This is a genomic window from Actinacidiphila yanglinensis, assembly GCF_900107965.1.
GTDB classification, from domain to species: domain Bacteria; phylum Actinomycetota; class Actinomycetes; order Streptomycetales; family Streptomycetaceae; genus Actinacidiphila; species Actinacidiphila yanglinensis.
Genome location: NZ_FNVU01000006.1, coordinates 343,832 through 360,625 on the forward strand (window position 1 = coordinate 343,832; position 16,794 = coordinate 360,625).

At 73.4% G+C, this 16,794-nt stretch carries 16 protein-coding genes; 8 read left to right on the forward strand and 8 right to left on the reverse strand.

Annotated elements, in window-relative coordinates; genetic code table 11:
- The first annotated feature begins 65 nt into the window (after positions 1–65).
- Complete coding sequence (locus C4U44_RS16460) at positions 66–983, forward strand: NADP-dependent oxidoreductase (protein ID WP_103886548.1); 918 nt, start codon at positions 66–68, stop codon at positions 981–983.
- A 64-nt stretch (positions 984–1,047) separates the two neighbouring features.
- Here the strand turns inward: C4U44_RS16460 and C4U44_RS16465 are convergent, their stop codons facing one another.
- Both C4U44_RS16465 and C4U44_RS16470 read right to left on the reverse strand, forming a co-directional pair.
- Positions 1,048–1,530: a hypothetical protein gene (locus tag C4U44_RS16465; protein WP_407642842.1), complete on the reverse strand. Its 483-nt coding sequence runs from the start codon at positions 1,528–1,530 to the stop codon at positions 1,048–1,050.
- Positions 1,531–1,719: 189 nt separating this feature from the next.
- Positions 1,720–3,297 carry an SDR family NAD(P)-dependent oxidoreductase gene (locus C4U44_RS16470; protein ID WP_103886549.1) on the reverse strand — a complete coding sequence of 526 codons (1,578 nt, stop codon included), beginning with the start codon at positions 3,295–3,297 and terminating at the stop codon, positions 1,720–1,722.
- Positions 3,298–3,513: 216 nt separating this feature from the next.
- On the opposite strand from C4U44_RS16470, the gene fahA reads away from it, so the two are divergent.
- Positions 3,514–4,743: a fumarylacetoacetase gene (fahA, locus tag C4U44_RS16475; RefSeq protein ID WP_103886550.1), complete on the forward strand. Its 1,230-nt coding sequence runs from the start codon at positions 3,514–3,516 to the stop codon at positions 4,741–4,743.
- 242 nt (positions 4,744–4,985) lie between these two features.
- Here the strand turns inward: fahA and C4U44_RS16480 are convergent, their stop codons facing one another.
- Positions 4,986–5,846 carry a UbiA family prenyltransferase gene (locus C4U44_RS16480; RefSeq protein ID WP_235032131.1) on the reverse strand — a complete coding sequence of 287 codons (861 nt, stop codon included), beginning with the start codon at positions 5,844–5,846 and terminating at the stop codon, positions 4,986–4,988.
- Positions 5,847–6,031: 185 nt separating this feature from the next.
- Between C4U44_RS16480 and C4U44_RS16485 the strand changes: the two genes are divergently transcribed.
- The 3 genes from C4U44_RS16485 to C4U44_RS16495 are packed head-to-tail and all read left to right on the forward strand — an operon-like array spanning position 6,032 to position 8,667.
- Entirely contained in the window at positions 6,032–7,096 is a 1,065-nt protein-coding gene (locus tag C4U44_RS16485; RefSeq protein WP_103886551.1) for a type III polyketide synthase, read from the forward strand.
- 6 nt (positions 7,097–7,102) lie between these two features.
- The gene (locus C4U44_RS16490; protein WP_407642843.1) at positions 7,103–7,654 is read left to right on the forward strand and encodes an isoprenylcysteine carboxyl methyltransferase family protein; all 552 of its coding nucleotides are present in this window, start codon (positions 7,103–7,105) and stop codon (positions 7,652–7,654) included.
- A complete protein-coding gene (locus C4U44_RS16495; protein ID WP_103886552.1) occupies positions 7,651–8,667 on the forward strand; it encodes an NAD(P)/FAD-dependent oxidoreductase in 1,017 nt (338 codons plus the stop codon). Before C4U44_RS16490 ends, C4U44_RS16495 begins: the two co-directional genes overlap by 4 nt.
- A gap of 39 nt (positions 8,668–8,706) precedes the next feature.
- Here C4U44_RS16495 and C4U44_RS16500 read toward each other — a convergent pair whose 3' ends face one another.
- Positions 8,707–9,225, reverse strand: coding sequence for a DUF6529 family protein (locus C4U44_RS16500; RefSeq protein ID WP_103886741.1), 519 nt, complete (start codon positions 9,223–9,225; stop codon positions 8,707–8,709).
- A 74-nt stretch (positions 9,226–9,299) separates the two neighbouring features.
- Positions 9,300–9,830, reverse strand: a complete 531-nt coding sequence (locus C4U44_RS16505; protein WP_103886553.1) for a COG4315 family predicted lipoprotein — start codon at positions 9,828–9,830, stop codon at positions 9,300–9,302.
- A 242-nt stretch (positions 9,831–10,072) separates the two neighbouring features.
- Here C4U44_RS16505 and msrA point away from each other — a divergent pair, with 242 nt between their 5' ends.
- Positions 10,073–10,585, forward strand: a complete 513-nt coding sequence (msrA, locus tag C4U44_RS16510; protein ID WP_103886554.1) for a peptide-methionine (S)-S-oxide reductase MsrA — start codon at positions 10,073–10,075, stop codon at positions 10,583–10,585.
- A 145-nt stretch (positions 10,586–10,730) separates the two neighbouring features.
- On the opposite strand, the gene C4U44_RS16515 is transcribed toward msrA, so the two are convergent.
- The 3 genes from C4U44_RS16515 to C4U44_RS16525 all read right to left on the reverse strand — a co-directional run bounded on the left by C4U44_RS16515 (position 10,731) and on the right by C4U44_RS16525 (position 15,312).
- Positions 10,731–11,666, reverse strand: a complete 936-nt coding sequence (locus tag C4U44_RS16515; RefSeq protein ID WP_103886555.1) for a discoidin domain-containing protein — start codon at positions 11,664–11,666, stop codon at positions 10,731–10,733.
- Positions 11,667–11,675: 9 nt separating this feature from the next.
- Positions 11,676–13,274: an alkaline phosphatase D family protein gene (locus C4U44_RS16520; RefSeq protein ID WP_235032133.1), complete on the reverse strand. Its 1,599-nt coding sequence runs from the start codon at positions 13,272–13,274 to the stop codon at positions 11,676–11,678.
- Between the two features lie 262 nt (positions 13,275–13,536).
- On the reverse strand, positions 13,537–15,312 hold the full coding sequence (locus C4U44_RS16525) for a glycosyl hydrolase family 28-related protein (protein ID WP_235032134.1): 1,776 nt from the start codon (positions 15,310–15,312) through the stop codon (positions 13,537–13,539).
- A gap of 397 nt (positions 15,313–15,709) precedes the next feature.
- Between C4U44_RS16525 and C4U44_RS16530 the strand changes: the two genes are divergently transcribed.
- Together C4U44_RS16530 and C4U44_RS16535 are read left to right on the forward strand one after the other, a co-directional pair.
- On the forward strand, positions 15,710–16,006 hold the full coding sequence (locus C4U44_RS16530) for a putative quinol monooxygenase (RefSeq protein ID WP_103886557.1): 297 nt from the start codon (positions 15,710–15,712) through the stop codon (positions 16,004–16,006).
- Positions 16,007–16,115: 109 nt separating this feature from the next.
- Entirely contained in the window at positions 16,116–16,766 is a 651-nt protein-coding gene (locus tag C4U44_RS16535; protein ID WP_103886558.1) for a VOC family protein, read from the forward strand.
- Positions 16,767–16,794 lie beyond the last annotated feature (28 nt).

The following is a 16,794-nucleotide window of genomic DNA, read 5'->3' on the forward strand; positions in this document are numbered from 1 at the left end:
CGCGAAGCACGACCACCCCCGCGAGCCCGTACAAGAAAGCCCGTACCAGAAGAGAGGCCCCCTCCATGAAGGCTGTGCGGTTCCACGCGTACGGCGGAATCGATGTCCTCCAGGTCGAAGAAGTGGGACGGCCCGCGCCCGGCCCCGGGCAGATGCTGATCGAAGTACGCGCCGCGGGAATCCAGCCCGGCGAGGTGATGATCCGCGAGGGCGCCCGCCACGGCCGCTGGCCCGCCACCTTCCCCACGGGCCAGGGCAGCGACCTCGCCGGGGTCGTGGTGGAGACGGGCCCCGAAGTCCGCGGCTTCGCCGTCGGCGACGACATCCTCGGCTTCACCCACCAGCGCGCGAGCCACGCGGAGTTCGTCGTGGTCGAGGACGTGAACGTGGTCTCCCGACCCGAGAACCTCCCCTGGGACGTCGCCGGTTCGCTGTACGTGGCCGGCACGACCGCGTACGCGACGGTGTTCGCGGTGGACCCCGGCCCGGGCGACACGGTCGTGGTGTCCGCTGCGGCGGGCGGCGTCGGATCGCTCGCGGTGCAGCTCGCACGGCGGCACGGCGCCACGGTGATCGGGCTGGCGAGCGAGCGCAACCACGCCTGGCTGGCCGACCACGGGGTGGTCCCGGTCGCGTACGGCGAGGGCGTGGCCGAGCGGATCCGGCAGGCCGCCGGCGGGCGGGTCGACGCGTTCATCGACACGTTCGGCGACGGATACGTCGAGCTGGCGGTGGAGTTGGGCGTGCGGCCCGAGCGGATCAACACGATCCGCGACTGGCAGGCCGCGGCCAAGGTCGGCGCGCGGACGTACGGCGAGGGTTCCGCGGCGTGCGCGGTCGTGGTCGGGCGGCTCGCCCGGCTGGCCGCCCGCGGGGAACTCGACGTGCCGATCGCCCGCACCTACCCGCTGGAGCAGGTGCGGGACGCCTACCGGGAGTTGGAGCGGCAGCACACCCACGGCAAGATCGTGCTCCGGCCGTAGCGCCGCGACGGGCGCGGCCGGTCCGGCCGCGCCCGTCACACGTCGTGCCCCGCCCGTCGCGCGCTCAGTAGACCGTGACGTCCCAGTGGTTGCCCTCGTCGCAGTACAGGTTGCCGGAGGCGGCCTCCCACTGCGGGTAGCCGTCGGCGCGGTAGCCGATGTACGTGAAGCTGTTGTGCACGTAGTTGTCGATGCACGAGTTGTGCGACAGGTCGACCTTGTAGCCGTTGTAGTGGCTGTAGGTGCCGGACGCGTGGCCGACCTCCGTGCCGCCGGTGATGTTGATCGCGCAGCCGCTGGCCCCCTTCAGCGTGATCATGGCGTTCACCGTGCCGGAGTTGATCTGGTCGAAGGACGTACAGGTCGAGTTGGAGCGGGTGGTGCAGTTTCCGCTCGAACTCCAGGTGATGCCCGCGGCGGACAGCTTGGCCGCTGCCGCGGACTGGGTCATCTTGGTGCCGCTGGCGTGCGCGGCCGGGGCCGCGACCACGAGCGCGGCGGCCGCGGCGAGAGTGGCGACGGCGTACCTGCGGGGACGGTGGGACACGGGGCCTCCTGCGGTGAGGGAGAGGCGGAACGTGCTGACCTGGCAGGCCCATACGCTAGCGGGTATCGCGAACATGACAAGTAGGCCCTGCGTGACGGCCGGGTGAACGCCCCCACGTCGCACCGGGCCGGCGGCTCAGGCCCCGCGAAGCCGCGCCCCGCGGAGCCGTACCCCGCGGGGCGCCGCCCCTCACCATGCCGAGGGGCGGTAGTCCTTCAGGAAGCAGCCGAACAGATCCTCGCCCTGCTCGCCGCGCACCACGGGGTCGTAGACCCGCGCGGCGCCGTCGACCAGGTCGAGCGGGGCGTGGAAGCCCTCGGCGGCGAGCCGGACCTTGTCGGGGTGCGGCCGCTCGTCGGTGATCCAGCCGGTGTCGACGGCCGTCATCAGGATGCGGTCGGTCTCCAGCATCTCCTGCGCGCTGGTGCGGGTGAGCATGTTCAGCGCGGCCTTGGCCATGTTGGTGTGCGGGTGGCCGGGTCCCTTGTAGCCGCGGCTGAACTGGCCCTCCATCGCGGAGACGTTGACCACGTACTTGCGCCGTGCCGCGGCGGCCGCCATCGCCGGGCGCAGCCGGCTGATCAGCACGAACGGCGCGGTGACGTTGCACAGTTGCACTTCGAGGAGTTCGATCGGGTCGACCTCGCCGACGGTCTGCACCCAGGTGTTGCTGGGGTCCAGGTCGGGCACGAGGCCGCCGGCGTCGATGGCCGTGCCCGCCTCGATCCGGGCGAGCGAGGCGGAGCCGCTGACCAGCGCGAGGCCGGTGATCTCGTCGGGGGTGAGCAGCTCGCCGCGCGGCGAGGGCAGCGCGGCGGCCGTCTGCGCGCCCGACCCGTACGCGCCGAACACCTCGGCGGCGGGCAGCTCGCCCGCGGGCAGCGGCGCGCTCTCGGCGGTGACCAGCTCGCTGTAGGCGCGCGGCGAGCGGCGTACGGTCTGGGCCGCGTTGTTGATGAGGATGTCCAGCGGCCCGGCGGCGGCCACCGAGTCGGCGAGGGCGACGACCTGGGCGGGGTCGCGCAGGTCGATGCCGACGACCTTGAGCCGGTGCAGCCAGTCCGCGCTGTCCGGCATGGCCTTGAAGCGGCGGATCGCGTCGTTCGGGAAGCGGGTGGTGATGGTGGTGTGGGCGCCGTCGCGCAGCAGCCGCAGCGCGATGTACATGCCGATCTTGGCGCGGCCGCCGGTCAGCAGGGCGCGCCGTCCGGTGAGGTCGGTGCGGGCGTCGCGGCGGGCCCGGTTCTCGGCCGCGCAGCTCGGGCAGAGCTGGTGGTAGAACGCGTCGACCTCGACGTAGCGGGTCTTGCAGACGTAGCACGACCGGGGCCGCGCCAGGATGCCGGCGATCTCGGTGGTGACCGAGGTGGTCAGGTGTATGCCGAGCGTCTCGTCGTCGATCCGGTCGGCGGCGCCGGTGGCGGTGGCCTCGGTGACCGCCTTGTCGTTGGCGGTCTTGGCGGCCCGGCGCTCCTGGCGGCGGCGCTGCTTGACCGTGCGGTAGACGCCCGCGGTGGCGCGGCGCACGGCGACGGCGTCGGGGTGGTCGACGGGGAGGTCGTCGAGCTCGGCGAGCACCGCGAGGCAGAGGGCGAGGCGGTCGGGGTCGATGCCGGGGCCCTCCGGCGGTCCGGCCGCGGCGCGAGCACCGGGAACGCCCGGAGCCCCGGGAACACCGGGAGCGTCGAGCGCGTCCGAGGGCAGGCCGTCGCCGCCGGGGGCCGGGTCGGGCCCGGTGCCGTACAGGTCCTGTGTGGTCGCCGTCATGAAACCGCTGCTCTCCGTGTGATCCCCGTGGGTGGCCGGGCCCCGCCCTGCCCGACCGTTCATGGGGCGAACTTTACGTTTGCGGTGCGGGCAGCTCCAAACCCGTTCCCGCCGCACGTACCGCTGCCGGGCAGGGCCCCGGCGGTATTCTCGGGGCGTCTGCGTGAGCGGCGCGCGACCGGCGTGTGCGTGATCACGCCGAGCCGTGGAGGTCCGTTGACTGCCGCCGACCCGTTCGACGTCCCGCACGACGCGCCGTTCGGGGTGCACAACCTGCCGTACGGCGTCGTCACCACGGCAGGCGACCCGCGGCGCAGGCTCGGCATCCGCTTCGGGGAGCACGTCCTCGACGCGGGCGCGGCCGCCGCTGCGACCGGCGCGCCCGTCGACCTCCTGGCGCTGCTGGCCGCGCCGTCGCTGAACCCGCTGCTGGCGGCGGGCCGCCCGGCGTGGTCCCGGGTGCGGGCCGCCGTCACCGCGTGGCTGACCGAGGAGCGGTACCGGGCCGCCGTGGCGCCGTGCCTGGTCCCGTTCGCGGACGTGGTCGCGCACCTCCCGTTCGACGTGGCGGACTACACCGACTTCTACGCCTCAGAGCACCACGCCTCGAACGTCGGCCGGATCTTCCGCCCCGACTCGGCCGCGCTGCCGCCGAACTGGAAGCACCTGCCGATCGGCTACCACGGCCGGGCCGGCACCGTGGTCGTGTCGGGGACCGACGTCGTGCGGCCGTGCGGGCAGCGCCGGGATCCCGGCGAGCAGGCGCCCTCCTACGGCCCCTCGGTACGGCTGGACATCGAGGCCGAGGTGGGCTTCGTGGTCGGGTCGCCCTCCGCGCAGGGCGACCGCGTCGCCCTCGCCGACGCCGACGACCACGTCTTCGGGCTGTGCCTGCTCAACGACTGGTCGGCGCGCGACATCCAGGCATGGGAGTACGTCCCGCTGGGCCCCATGCTCGGCAAGTCCTTCGCCACGTCGGTCTCCGCGTGGGTGGTGCCGCTGGACGCCCTCGGGCACGCCCGTACGTCACCGCCGCCGCGCGACCCGGCCCTGCTGCCCTACCTCGACGACAGCGCCGCGCGGCCCTCGGGGCTCGACCTCGCGCTGGAGGTAGGGCTCAACGGGCACGTCGTCTCCCGGCCGCCCTTCGCCACGATGTACTGGACGTACGCGCAGATGGTGGCGCACCTCACCGTCAACGGGGCGAGCCTTCGCGCGGGCGACCTGCTCGGCTCGGGCACCGTCAGCGGGCCCGAGCGGGACACCCGGGGCGCCCTCATCGAACTCTCCTGGAACGGGGAGGAGCCGCTGCGGCTCCCCGACGGCACGGAGCGGTCCTATCTCCAGGACGGCGATGAGGTGGTCATCTCCGGGAGTGCGACCGGGCCGAACGGGTCCCGTATCGGCCTCGGCGAGGTCCGTGGCCTCGTCCGGCCCTCCCGCTAGGGTGCCCTGACCCTCCCGGCTGCCCCGTCCTGCCGGTTGAGGGACCTTGCGGTCCGCGGTGGCCGTTCGCGCAGTTCTCCCCCAGCCTGGCGGCTGGGAGGTGCCCCCACGCGCCCCCTGGTCGGTGACCCTCTTTTCGCGGAAGAAGCCGCACAAACCAAGGGGCGCGGGGAACTGCGCGAGCAAGCACAGCCGGACCGCAAGGTCCCGTCACGGGCAGGAGGACCGGGCACCCCGGAGGGTCAGCGCGCCGACAGGGCATCGCCGTGGAGGAGCAGCAGGGTGACCGCGGTCACGGCCATCGCCAACGTGGTGAGGAACGGTACCCGGCTGGGCCCGGCGCCGGCCGCCCGCATGGTCGCACAGGCAAGCCCCCCGGTCAGGGCGAGCCCCGCCCACCCGGCGGCGCCCGCACGTCCGGGTGGGCCGAAGACGAGAAGCACGGCCGCGGCCAGCAGCGGCACGGGAGCCAGCAGCCGGCTGCGGCGCCGCCCGAGCCGCTGCGGCAACCCCCGCACGCCGGCGGCCAGGTCCGCGTCGATGTCGGGCAGCACGTTCGTGACGTGCGCGCCCACCCCGAGCAGCGCTCCCGCCGCCACCGCCCAGGCCGGCGGCCCCGGGTGCCCGGGCAGCCCGAGCGTCACGAACGCGGGCAGCAGTCCGAAACCGACGGCGTACGGCAGCCACGAGAGGGCCGTCCGCTTCACGCCCCCGTTGTACGCCCACGCGGCCGCCACCCCGACGAGGTGCGCGACGCCCGCCGCCACCCCGCACGCCAGCGACGCCACCCCGCACAGCACGAGCGCACCGCCCGCCGCCGCTGCCGCGACCCACGGTTGCGGCGCACCCCGCACCAGCGGCTTGTCCGTACGGCCCGCCGCCCGGTCCCGCTCCACGTCCAGGACGTCGTTGCACCAGCCGATCGACGCCTGCCCGCTGAGCACCGCGACCGCCACCAGCAGGCACCCCCCTGCACCTTGCCCCGACGCCGCCGCCAGAGCCGTCACCAGCACGGTCACCGCCACCGTCGGCTCCGGATGGCACGCCTTCGCCAGCCCCCGTACGCCCCCGCCCCCCACCGCCCGGACTCCGCTCCCAGCCACCCCCGCACTCTAGGCGCGCCCACCCCGAACAACGCGCCCAACTCACGCAGAACCCCGCTCCGGGAGAACCGCGCGGCAAGCCCACCACCGGCAGGTGGTCCCTCGACCGGCGGAACGGGCCACCTCGGAGGGTTCGCTCGGCCAGGCTACGCCCGATTGGGGGCGTTTGTTCCTATGCTGACGGGATGAGCCGAATCGCGGGCGTCCACGGGGTGTTGCCGCCCTATCGGTACGAACAGCACGAAATCCGGGACGCCCTCGCAGAGATGGGCGCGATGGCCCCGGAGAGCAGGGGCCTGCTGGACCGTATGCACGCCGCATCGACCGTGCGGACCCGGCACTTGGCGGTGCCGCTGGAACGCTACGCGCACCTCGCCGGGTTCGGTGCGGCCAACGACGCCTATCTGACCGCGGCAATGGAGCTCGCGCACGACGCGGTCCAGGGGGCGCTGGAGCACGCGGAGGTCGCGCCCTCGGAGGTGGACCTGGTGGTGTCGACGTCCGTGACGGGCCTGGCCGTGCCGTCGATCGAGGCGCGGCTGGCGGGACGCTGGGGGTTGCGCCCGGATGTGAAGCGGCTGCCGGTCTTCGGGCTGGGGTGCGTGGCGGGCGCGGCCGGCCTCGCACGGGTGCACGACTACCTGGAGATGCGGCCGACGGCGGTCGCGGTGCTGCTCTGCGTGGAGTTGTGCTCCCTGACGGTGCAGCGCGGCGACGCCTCCGCGGCGAACATGGTCGCGGGCTCGCTGTTCGGGGACGGCGCGGCCGCGGTCGTCGCGGTCGGCCGCGAGCACCCGGCGGCGCGTGCGGCGCGCGGCCCGGAGATCGTGGCGACCCGCAGCCGGCTGTACCCGGACACCGAGCGGCTGCTGGGCTGGGACATCTGCGACGGCGGCTTCCGGATCGTCCTGGGCAGCGACCTGCCGGACACGGTGCTGCGCCGACTCGGCCCGGAGGTGGAGACGTTCCTCGCCGATCACGACCTGAAGACCGAGGACGTCACGGGCTGGATCTGCCACCCCGGCGGCCCGAAGGTGCTGGAGGCGGTCCGGGCGGCCCTCGATCTGCCCGCCCGCGCCCTGGAGTTGACGTGGCGTTCGCTCGCGGAGGTCGGCAACCTGTCCTCGGCGTCCGTCCTGCACATCCTGCGCGACACCCTGGACCGGCGCCCGCCGCTGGCCGGGACGCCCGGCCTGATGCTCTCCATGGGGCCGGGCTTCAGTTCCGAACTCGTCCTTCTGCGCTGGTAGGCCGCGATGTCGTCGATCCCCCCGTACACCCTGCTCGTCCTGCTGGTCGCCGTCGAGCGGCTGGCGGAGCTGGTCACCGCGCGGCGCAACGCGGCATGGAGCACGCGGCGCGGCGGCATCGAGTACGGCCGCGGCCACTACCCGGTGATGGTGCTGCTGCACACTGGACTGCTGGCCGGGTGCCTGGCGGAGACCGGGTGGGGCGGGCGGCCGTTCGTGCCCGCCCTCGGTTGGCCGCTGCTCGTGCTCGCGCTGGCCGCGCAGGCGCTGCGTTGGTGGTGCATCGGCACGCTCGGGCCGCGCTGGAACACCCGGGTGATCGTGGTGCCCGGCCTGCCACTGGTCGACGCCGGACCGTACCGCCTGATGAGCCACCCCAACTACCTGGCGGTCGTCGTCGAGGGCGCCGCGCTGCCGCTGGTGCACGGCGCGTGGATCACCGCGCTCGGCTTCACCCTGCTGAACGTGCCGCTGCTCGCGGTCCGGCTGCGCTGCGAGAACGCGGCGCTGGCCGTCGCGCCGGGTGCCGGTCCCGCGGCCGCGGTGGCCGCGCCGTGATCGACCTGCTCGTCGCCGGCGGCGGTCCGGCCGGACTGGCCACGGCGATCCGGGCGGCGTGCGAGGGGCTGGAGGTGGTGGTGGTCGAGCCGCGGCCGGGGCCGGTCGACAAGGCGTGCGGCGAGGGGCTGATGCCCGCGGCCGTCGCCGCCCTCGCGGAGCTCGGGGTGGCCGTCGAGGGGCGGCCGCTGCGCGGCATCCGCTACGTCGACACGCGGCACGAGGCGGAGGCGCATTTCCGGGCCGGTCCCGGCCGGGGCGTGCGGCGCACCGAGCTGCACGCGGCACTCTCCCGCCGGGCCGCCCGACTCGGCGTGCCCGTCCTCCCGTTGCGGGTCGACGTGGTCCGCCAGCAGCAGGACCGGGTGACCGCCGCGGGGATCACCGCGCGGTACCTCGCCGCCGCGGACGGCCTGCACTCGCCGATCCGGCGCGCCCTCGGCCTGGCGGGCCCGGCCGGACCCGCGCCGGCCCGCTACGGCCTGCGCCGGCACTTCGCGGTGGCGCCGTGGACGGACTGCGTCGAGGTGCACTGGTCGGCCCGCGCGGAGGCGTACGTCACGCCGGTCGGGCCCGACCTGGTCGGCGTCGCCCTGCTGACCAGCGACCGGGCGCCCTTCGAGCGGCAGCTGGCCGCCTTTCCGGACCTGGCCGCGCGGCTGCCCGCGATCGCGGCCACCGCCACCCGGGGCGCCGGGCCGCTCCGGCAGCCGGTCCGTGCCCGCGCCCTCGGCCGGGTCCTGCTCGTCGGCGACGCGGCCGGATACGTGGACGCCCTCACCGGCGAGGGCGTCTCGCTCGCCGTGCGCGGCGCCGCGGAACTCGTCCGGTGCGTGCGGGCGGGCCGGCCCGGCGAGTACGAGCGGGCGTGGCGGGCGATGTCGCGGCGGCACCGGGCGCTGACGTCGGCGCTGCTGGGTGCGCGCGGCCGGCCGCTGCTGGCGGCGCGCATCGTGCCCGCGGCGGCGCGGTTCCCCGGGCTCTTCGCCGCCGTGGTGAACCAGCTGGCGTGAGCCGCGCCGGCCCGCGGCGGGCCCCCTGGGCGGGCCGGCTCAGGTCGAGGACAGGCCGGGCACCGAGAAGCCGTTGAGGGCCCACAGCGGGGCGGTGTACCAGAGCAGGGCGATGCCGAGGAAGAGGAGGGAACCCGTCACCGGCAGCATCCAGCCCGGCAGCCGCCTGCTGCGGACGACGATCACCTTGGCCACGAACGCGCCGTAGAAGGCGCAGCCGGTGAAGCTGTGGATCGCGACACGCGGTGAGGTCGTCTCGATGCCGTAGGTGACCAGGCAGTGGAACGCGATGGGCAGCGAGAAGAGGAAGATGCAGAACCCCAGCACCCGGTGCCCGATGCGCACCCGCCGGCCGCCGGCCCGCACCCTGGGGATGCGGCCGAACATCCACAGGGCCAGCCCGACCTGGATGATCGCGAGGCAGAGCATCGCACTGCCGAGCCGGGCCTTGAGGTCGACCGCGTCCTGGCCGCGCTGCCCGTAGAGCGCGCTGTTGTAGTCGGGGGTGTGCTTGTCACCGAAGAGGTAGATCCCGACACCGACCGCGACGGGCACCAGGACACCGAGCGCGACGAGCGCGACGCGGGCGCCGGGCCCACGTCGCTGCTCCTTCGGATCGTCGGCGAGCCTGCTCAGCTCGTGACCTGCTTGCCCTTGGCGTTCACCACGTACCACAGCGCGCCGAACTGGTTGAGGCCCTGCCCGTTGCTCTGCCCGGCCTTGGTGTCGCCGATGTAGAGGTAGAGGGGGTGGCCGTTGTAGGTGGCCTGCTTGACGCCGCCGGAGCGGGTGGCCGTACCGAGCAGCTTCGAGTCCGCGCCCTTGCCGGCGAGGGCGGTGCCGTTGGTGAGCAGGGGCGGCCAGGCGGCAGCGCAGGTGCCGGTGCAGTTCGACGTGTTCTTCTTGTCGGCGAGGAACAGGTAGAGGGTGCGGTCCTTGCCGTTGACGAGGATCGTGCCGAGGTTGCCGACCGACTTCGTGGCGACGGTGGCCTGCGCCACCTTGGCCGCCTTGGGGTGGGCTTTGGCCGCGGCGGCGCTCGCCGAGGTGGCGTCGCTCGGCGCGTGGCCGGAGTCGGACTTTCCGCTGCTGCCGCATCCGGTCAGCGCGGAGGCGAGCAGGACTGCGGCGGCGCAGGTGGCCGCCCTGGCGGTGCGCTTCATCAAGGCTCCGAGGCGTAGGCGTGGCGATGGGATCCCAGCGTCGCTTCCCGCGGCCGGTCCCCCGGCCCGTGGCACACCCGCCCCTGGTCAGGTCCACCCTTCCGGCGCATTCCGGTTCCGCCGCCGGCCGGGAGCATGTGGTACAGGCGGCGTACGGTCGGGGGCCGGGGATGGAATCGTGGCGGGTCCCGGAGCGTTGTGCTGGGTGGATGAGCGTCACCACCACCACTGGGAGGAACGAGATGGCCGCGCAGACGCAGAGGGCCGTACTGGCCGGCGGATGCTTCTGGGGGATGCAGGACCTGATCCGCCGGCAGCCGGGCGTGACCGCGACCCGGGTCGGCTACACCGGTGGCGACGTGCCGAACGCCACCTACCGCAACCACGGCACGCACGCGGAGGCCATCGAGATCACCTTCGATCCCGAGCGGACCGACTACCGCGCGCTGCTGGAGTTCTTCTTCCAGATCCACGACCCCACCACGAAGAACCGCCAGGGCAACGACATCGGCCTCAGCTACCGCTCAGCGATCTACTCCGTGGACGACGAGCAGAAGCGGGTCGCCGAGGACACCATCGCCGACGTGGAGGCCTCCGGCCTGTGGCCGGGGAAGGTCGTCACCGAGGTCGAGCCGGTCGGCCCGTTCTGGGAGGCCGAGCCCGAGCACCAGGACTACCTGGAGCGCTACCCCGACGGGTACACCTGCCACTTCCCGCGCCCGAACTGGAAGCTGCCGGCCCGCGCGAAGAGCTGACCGACTCTCCCGTGCCGGCGGCACCCCCGCCGGCACGGGACACGGTCCCGGAGCACCGGAAACGGCGCACACGCCAGCACACGCCGACGGAAAGGGGCGGGGCCACGCGGCCCCGCCCCTTTGCGTTCCCGCCGTCCTCCCCGGGTCAGGACGTGTAGGCCTCCAGTTCCACCACCCGGGAGTACGTGACGCCCTCGTTGCTGCCGAGCGTCACCACGCGCAGCGCCGTCGCGGTCTGCGCGGCGAAGGTCGAGCTGACCTCGCCCGCGGTGTTGCCGCGCACCTGGGCGACGGTCTGCCAGGAGCCGCCGACCTGGAGTTCCACGTCCCACGCGGACAGGCCGTAGCCGGCGGCGGGGTACTTCGCCGAGTCCAGGGTGTAGAGGTCCACCCGGCCGACCGGCACGGGCTGGTCGAAGGAGACCTGGAGCCAGTCGGGGAAGGTGCCCTTGGTCGCGTCGTTCCAGCCGGTGGTGGTGCCCCAGTGGGTGGAGTCCCGGTCGCCGTCGACCGCGCCGCAGGCAGGGTAGTTGGGCAGGTTCTCCGAGGACGCCGAGACCGGCATGTAGCGGACCAGGTTGCCGGTGTCGTTCACCGGCGCGGGCTCGACCTGGACCGGCAGCGACAACTGCTGGTCCCCGGCGTGCACGGTGATCGTGTACGTGCCGGGCGGGGTGGAGCGCGGCGCGCCGACCGCGATCTGGACCTTGAGGGTGTAGCCGGAGGGCAGGTAGCTGGAGACCAGCGACCGGGACACCGTCAGCGGTGCGGGCGCGTCGATGAACGCGTCGGCGTACACCGCGGAGCTGCCCGCGTTGCCGAAGCGCAGTTGGAAGCCCTGGACCGCGCAGGGCACCGGGTCGACGGTGACGTGGTCGACGTCGGAGCCGAGGGTGAGCTGCTGCGCCGGGGCGGCCTTGCCGGGGACGGCGGCGAGCGCGGGCGCCACCCCACCGAGAGTCACGAGCATGACAACCGCTGCGATGACGGCGAGCGTGCGGCGCCGCGGCGCGCCGGCGGGACCGGTCCGTCGGAGCGCCCGGACGAGCGCTCCGACGGCCGTGCTGGACAGGATCGGCATGGTCTCCCCCTACGCCGGGTTCAGGCCGGGGTTCCCGGCCTCGACGGCGAACTTCCGGATGGTGCTGATCGGGGCGCCGGTGCGGTCGATGTACGGCACCGCGCGGTAGGACGCGTGCAGTTCGGCCGGGGTCAGGTCGACGACGATGTAGCCGCGCCGCTCGTTGACCAGCTTCAGGTGCGGGTTGTGGTCCAGGAAGTTCTGTCCGTTGACGGAGACGTCCACGCCGTTGCCGCCGCTGCTGATGGAGGTGCCGACCAGTTCGACGCCGATGGTCTGCGAGTCGGGATCGGCGAAGTCGCGCTTCATGTCCATCGCGTAGGCGGCGTGCACGTCGCCGGTGACCACGACGGGGTTGCGGGCGCGCAGCCCGGCCAGCCCGTCGAGGAGGCGGCCCTGCTCGGCGGTGTAGCCGTCCCAGGCATCCATGTTGTAGGTGGCGGTGCCGCTCGCGTCCAGGTCCATCCGGCTCATCACGACCTGGTTGGCGAGCAGGTTCCAGGTGGACTGCGAGCGGCCCATCCCGTCCAGCAGCCAGCGCTGCTGCTGCGCCCCGGCGAAGGTGCGGGCGGGGTCGTTGCGGCCGGGGTTGTCGGGCTTCCACAGGTCGCCGTCGGCCTGGTCGGAGCGGTACTGCCGGGTGTCCAGCACGTTGACCTCGGCGAGCCGGCCGAAGGTGAAGCGGCGGTAGAGCAGGTAGTCCGGGCCCTGCGGCGCGGGCGTGCGCAGCGGCATGTGCTCCCAGTAGGCGCGGTAGGCGCTGGCCCGGCGGACCGTGAAGTCCTCGATCGGGTCGAGGTTCCTGGAGTAGAGGCCCGCGTAGTTGTCCTGCACCTCGTGGTCGTCCCAGGTGCCGATCCACGGCGCGTTCTGGTGCGCGGCGCGCAGGTCCGGGTCGGACTTGTACAGCGCGTACTGCAACCGGTAGCGGTCCAGGGTGTCGGCCTCGGTGCGGAACTGGTCCGGCACCGGGTCGGTGGTGTTGCGCAGGCCGCCCGCGGCGGAGATGCCGTACTCGTAGATGTAGTCGCCGACGAACAGCACCGCGTCGACGTCCTCGGCGGCGAGGTGGGCGTGCGCGGTGTAGTAGCCGTCGGGCCAGGACTGGCAGGAGGCGACGGCGAAGCTGAGCCGGTCGACCTTCTGCCCGGGCGCCGGGGCCGTCTTCGTGCGGCCGACCGGGCTGAGGTGGCCGTCGATCTTGAACCGGTACCAGTAGTGCCGGCCGGGCTGGAGCCCGCGGACGTCGACGTGCACGCTGTAGCTGTACTCCGGCTGGGCCGTGGCGCTGCCGGAGCGCACCACGTGCCGGAACCACTCGTCGGTGGCGACCTGCCACTGCACCGGCACCGCGTTGTACGGCATGCCGCCCAGCGGCTCGTACGGCTGCGGCGCGAGCCGGGTCCAGATCACCACCGCGTCGGGCAGCGGGTCGCCGGAGGCAACACCGAGGGTGAACGGGTCCCCGGGCAGCGGGGTGGCGGCACCCGCCGAGTGCGCCTGCGCCACACCCACCCCGAAGGCGAGGGCGGTCGCCGCGCCGGTCACGGTGAGGAACCGCCGCCGGGCCAGCCGCGCCGCGGGCCTCGGGAATGCGTCGGGAGTCACGTGTCGGGCTCCTTCCAGAAACCAGGGGCCGTCCGGGAACCCCGGCGCCCGCCTTCTTATGAGAGAGGCGCCGCGTGGACGCCGAAGGACTTCCCGTGGAGCGGCAGATGACCGGCACGCGTCCGAACACCCCTCCGCGCACGGTGGTTTGTCCGCACTCATGCGTAATGTGCGGCGACATCCGAACGTAGCAGGTGCCGCCGGGTGCGAGGAGCATCCGGCGGCACCGGGGGAGGCGGGTCGCGGACGGATCAGGGACGGCTCACGACGAGGGGAGGACCGGGGTGGGCCAGCCGCCGCAGTACGGGGTGCCGTCGATGCCGGAGTTGCCGCCGCCGTCGGTGACGGCGAAGTTGCCGCCCTCGCAGTTGTAGACCGGGGAGGAGGCCCCGATCCCGGTGGCCGTGACGCCGGTGAACGTGGCGGCGCCGCCGGTCTGTTCCTGGAGCGCGAAGGTGCCGGTGCCGGCGATGGTCACGTTGCTCAGGCTGACTCCGCTGATGGTGCCCTCGACCCACTGCACGGCCTCGTACGGGCTCTGCTCGATGAGCACGTTGGAGACGTCGATCGGCCCGGTGATGGCGCCCTGGCTGCCGTCGAACCACAGCGCGCCCACCCCGAACTGCCAGTTCGGGTCGAGGCTGCCGTCCCGCACCAGCGTGTTGTCGCTGATGGTGGTGGTGCCGACCGGCGTGGACGTGAAGCGCTGCCCGACGTGGATACCGCCGCCCTGCGTCAGCCCGGTGTCCTGGACCAGGTTGCCGGTGACGGTGTTGTCGTGGCCGCCGTAGATCGCGATGCCGTTGGCCAGCATCTGCAACTGCACGGTGTTGTCGGAGATGGTGTCGTTGGCGTCGGCACCCAGCGACGAGTCCGCCCAGGTGGCGATGCCGTCGTCACCGGTGTTGCGGATGTCGCTGTTGGTGACGGTGGAGTTGGTCACGCCGCCGTGGAAGTTGATGCCGTCCGCGGTGGTGTCGCGGATGCGCATCCCGCTGAAGGTCAGCTTGTCCATCGGGCCGTCCATCCAGGCCCCGACCTTCATGTGGTCGATCCACAGGTTCGACACCGACGAGTTGCTCATCGCGCCGCCGATCCCGTTCACCTGCGCATTGTCGTCACGCTGCTGGACGTCACCGAAGATCGCGAAGTTCTGCAGGTGGACGTTGCTGCTCGGCGAGGGCGCGGAGTTGCCGTAGAAGCCCGGTGCGGTGCCGGTGACGGTGGAGTACCACATGCCCGCGCCCGCGACGGTGACGTCGTTGACCGCGATGTGGCCCGGGACCTTGAAGGTGCCCGGCGGTATCCACACGGTGCCGCTCGAACCGGCCGCGCTGATGGCGGCGTTGAAGGCGGCGGTGGAGTCCGCCGCACCGGTCGGGTCGGCGCCCTTGTCCACCACCGACACCGATCCCGAGGGCGGGGCCTGTGCCGCGGCGACCTGCTCGAAGTCGGCGAGGTCGACGGTGTAGGAGGAGGCGGTGTCACCGGCGTCGACCTGGAGTGTGAAGGTGGTGCCCGCCGGATAGGTGGTGTCGAACAGCCGGTGCGCCTCGTCGTAGAAGTGGTGCGGGTTGCTGCCCGGCGCGTTGGTGAAGGGGTAGCTGCCGTAGTACCAGGAGTACGCGTTGGTGAGGCTGAAGTCCGGCTGCTTGGCGCCGTCGACGTACAGCGACAACGGCGCGGTGTAGACCGAGCCGTCGCCGGAGTCGGGGATGCTGTAGCGGAAGTCGATCGAGTTCGTCGCCACCGGGGTGGTGAACTTCACGTACGCGCCCGAGCCCTGGAGCGTGACCGCCTTGCGGTTGCTCGCCTCGTCGGCCAGCCGGCCCTGGGCGTAACTCGGTCCGATCACGGTCCCGTTGGTGGCGGAGCTCTCCGCCTGCACCTCGACGTAGGGAAGGCTCGCGCCGCTGCCGCCGGTGGCCGCCGCGAACGCGGGTGGGGCGGCCAGGGCGAGAGCGCCCGCTGAGGCGAGCAACGCGGCGCTGCCGCCGATGGCGGCCGCCCGCCGGAGACTTCGGAAGGGGTGGAACATGTCCTGCTCCTTTCAGCACACTGCCCGATCGGCCCGTCCGGCCCGCACCGCGCCCGCCTCGGGGCGGCGGGCGGCGGCGTGACGCAAGTGACCAGAGGGAGTTGGGGGGACAGTGTGGCGTCAGTCACGACGCAGAGGACCGTAACCCTTTGGCCACAGGGCCGCAATATCCGCATCCGTTTTCGTTGATTCCTTGCAGTTGATTGCAAGACGATGAGCATGCCGCCGGGGTGGGGCCGGGTCCGCGGCGCGACCGGTGGGCGGGCGCCCGTCGGGCGGTCGGGTGACCTGCGGCCGTGGCACCCCGCCCCGCGCCCCGCCGTGGGCCAGGATGCTGCCGTACGGCGCCGGACGCGCCGGTACGGAAACGGGGCGGCGCAGGACAGGAGTGGTGAGCATGGCGGTGGAACTGGGGCTGCTCGTACGGCTGCAGGCCAAGCCCGGCAAGGAGGAAGCCCTCGCGGACTTCCTGCGCGGCGGCCGCGCGCTGGCCGTCGCGGAGCAGCAGACCGTGACGTGGTACGCCTTCCGGATCGGCGAGCGCGAGTTCGGCATCTTCGACACGTTCGAGACAGAGGAGGGGCGCCAGGCGCACCTGTCCGGCGAGATCGCGCTGGCGCTCGGCCGGATCGGCCCCGATCTGCTCGCCTCGGAGCCCGAGATCCGCAGCACGGACGTCCTCGCCGCCAAGTAGCCCCCACCGGGTGGGTGATGGCGCCGGACGGGTGGATTCCCGGGCGGCGCCGGGCGGCGCCGCCGCAGCACGCGGGACGAGGCGTCCTCGCGGTGCTACGTTGCCGGGCATGGTCGAGCGCATCACACCGGGGCGGTTCCAGGAGACGGTCGGGGTCGACGACTGGCGGGTGCTGTTCGGCGCGGCGAGCGCCCACTTCCGCACCGGATCCTTCGCGACCGGCGTCGCGTTCGTGGACGCGATCGGCGCGCTGGCCGACGCCGCGAACCACCATCCCGACGTGGACCTGCGCTACCCCGGGGTGACGGTCCGTCTGATGACCCACGAGGTCGGCGGGCTGAGCGAGCGCGATGTCGATCTGGCCCGGGCGATCTCCGCGGCGGCGCGGGATCTGGACGTACCGTCCGACCCGGGCGCGCTCAAGGCCGTCCAGGTCGCGGTCGACGCGCTCGCCGCCCCCCGGGTGATGCCCTTCTGGCGCGCCCTGCTCGGTTACCGCGAGGCGGGCGGGACGGACCTGGTGGACCCCGCCGGCAGCGCGCCCCCGTTCTGGTTCCAGGCGATGGACACCGCGCGCACCGAGCGCAACCGCCTGCACATCGACGTCGCCGTGCCCCACGACCAGGCCGAGGAGCGGATCGCGGCAGCCCTCGCCGCCGGCGGCCGCCTGGTCTCGGACGCGCACGCGCCGGCCTGGTGGACGCTGGCCGACCCGGAGGGCAACGAGGCGGACGTGGCCACCTGGATGGGCCGCGACTGAGTCCCCCGCCGGCGCCCGGCCGGCCTCT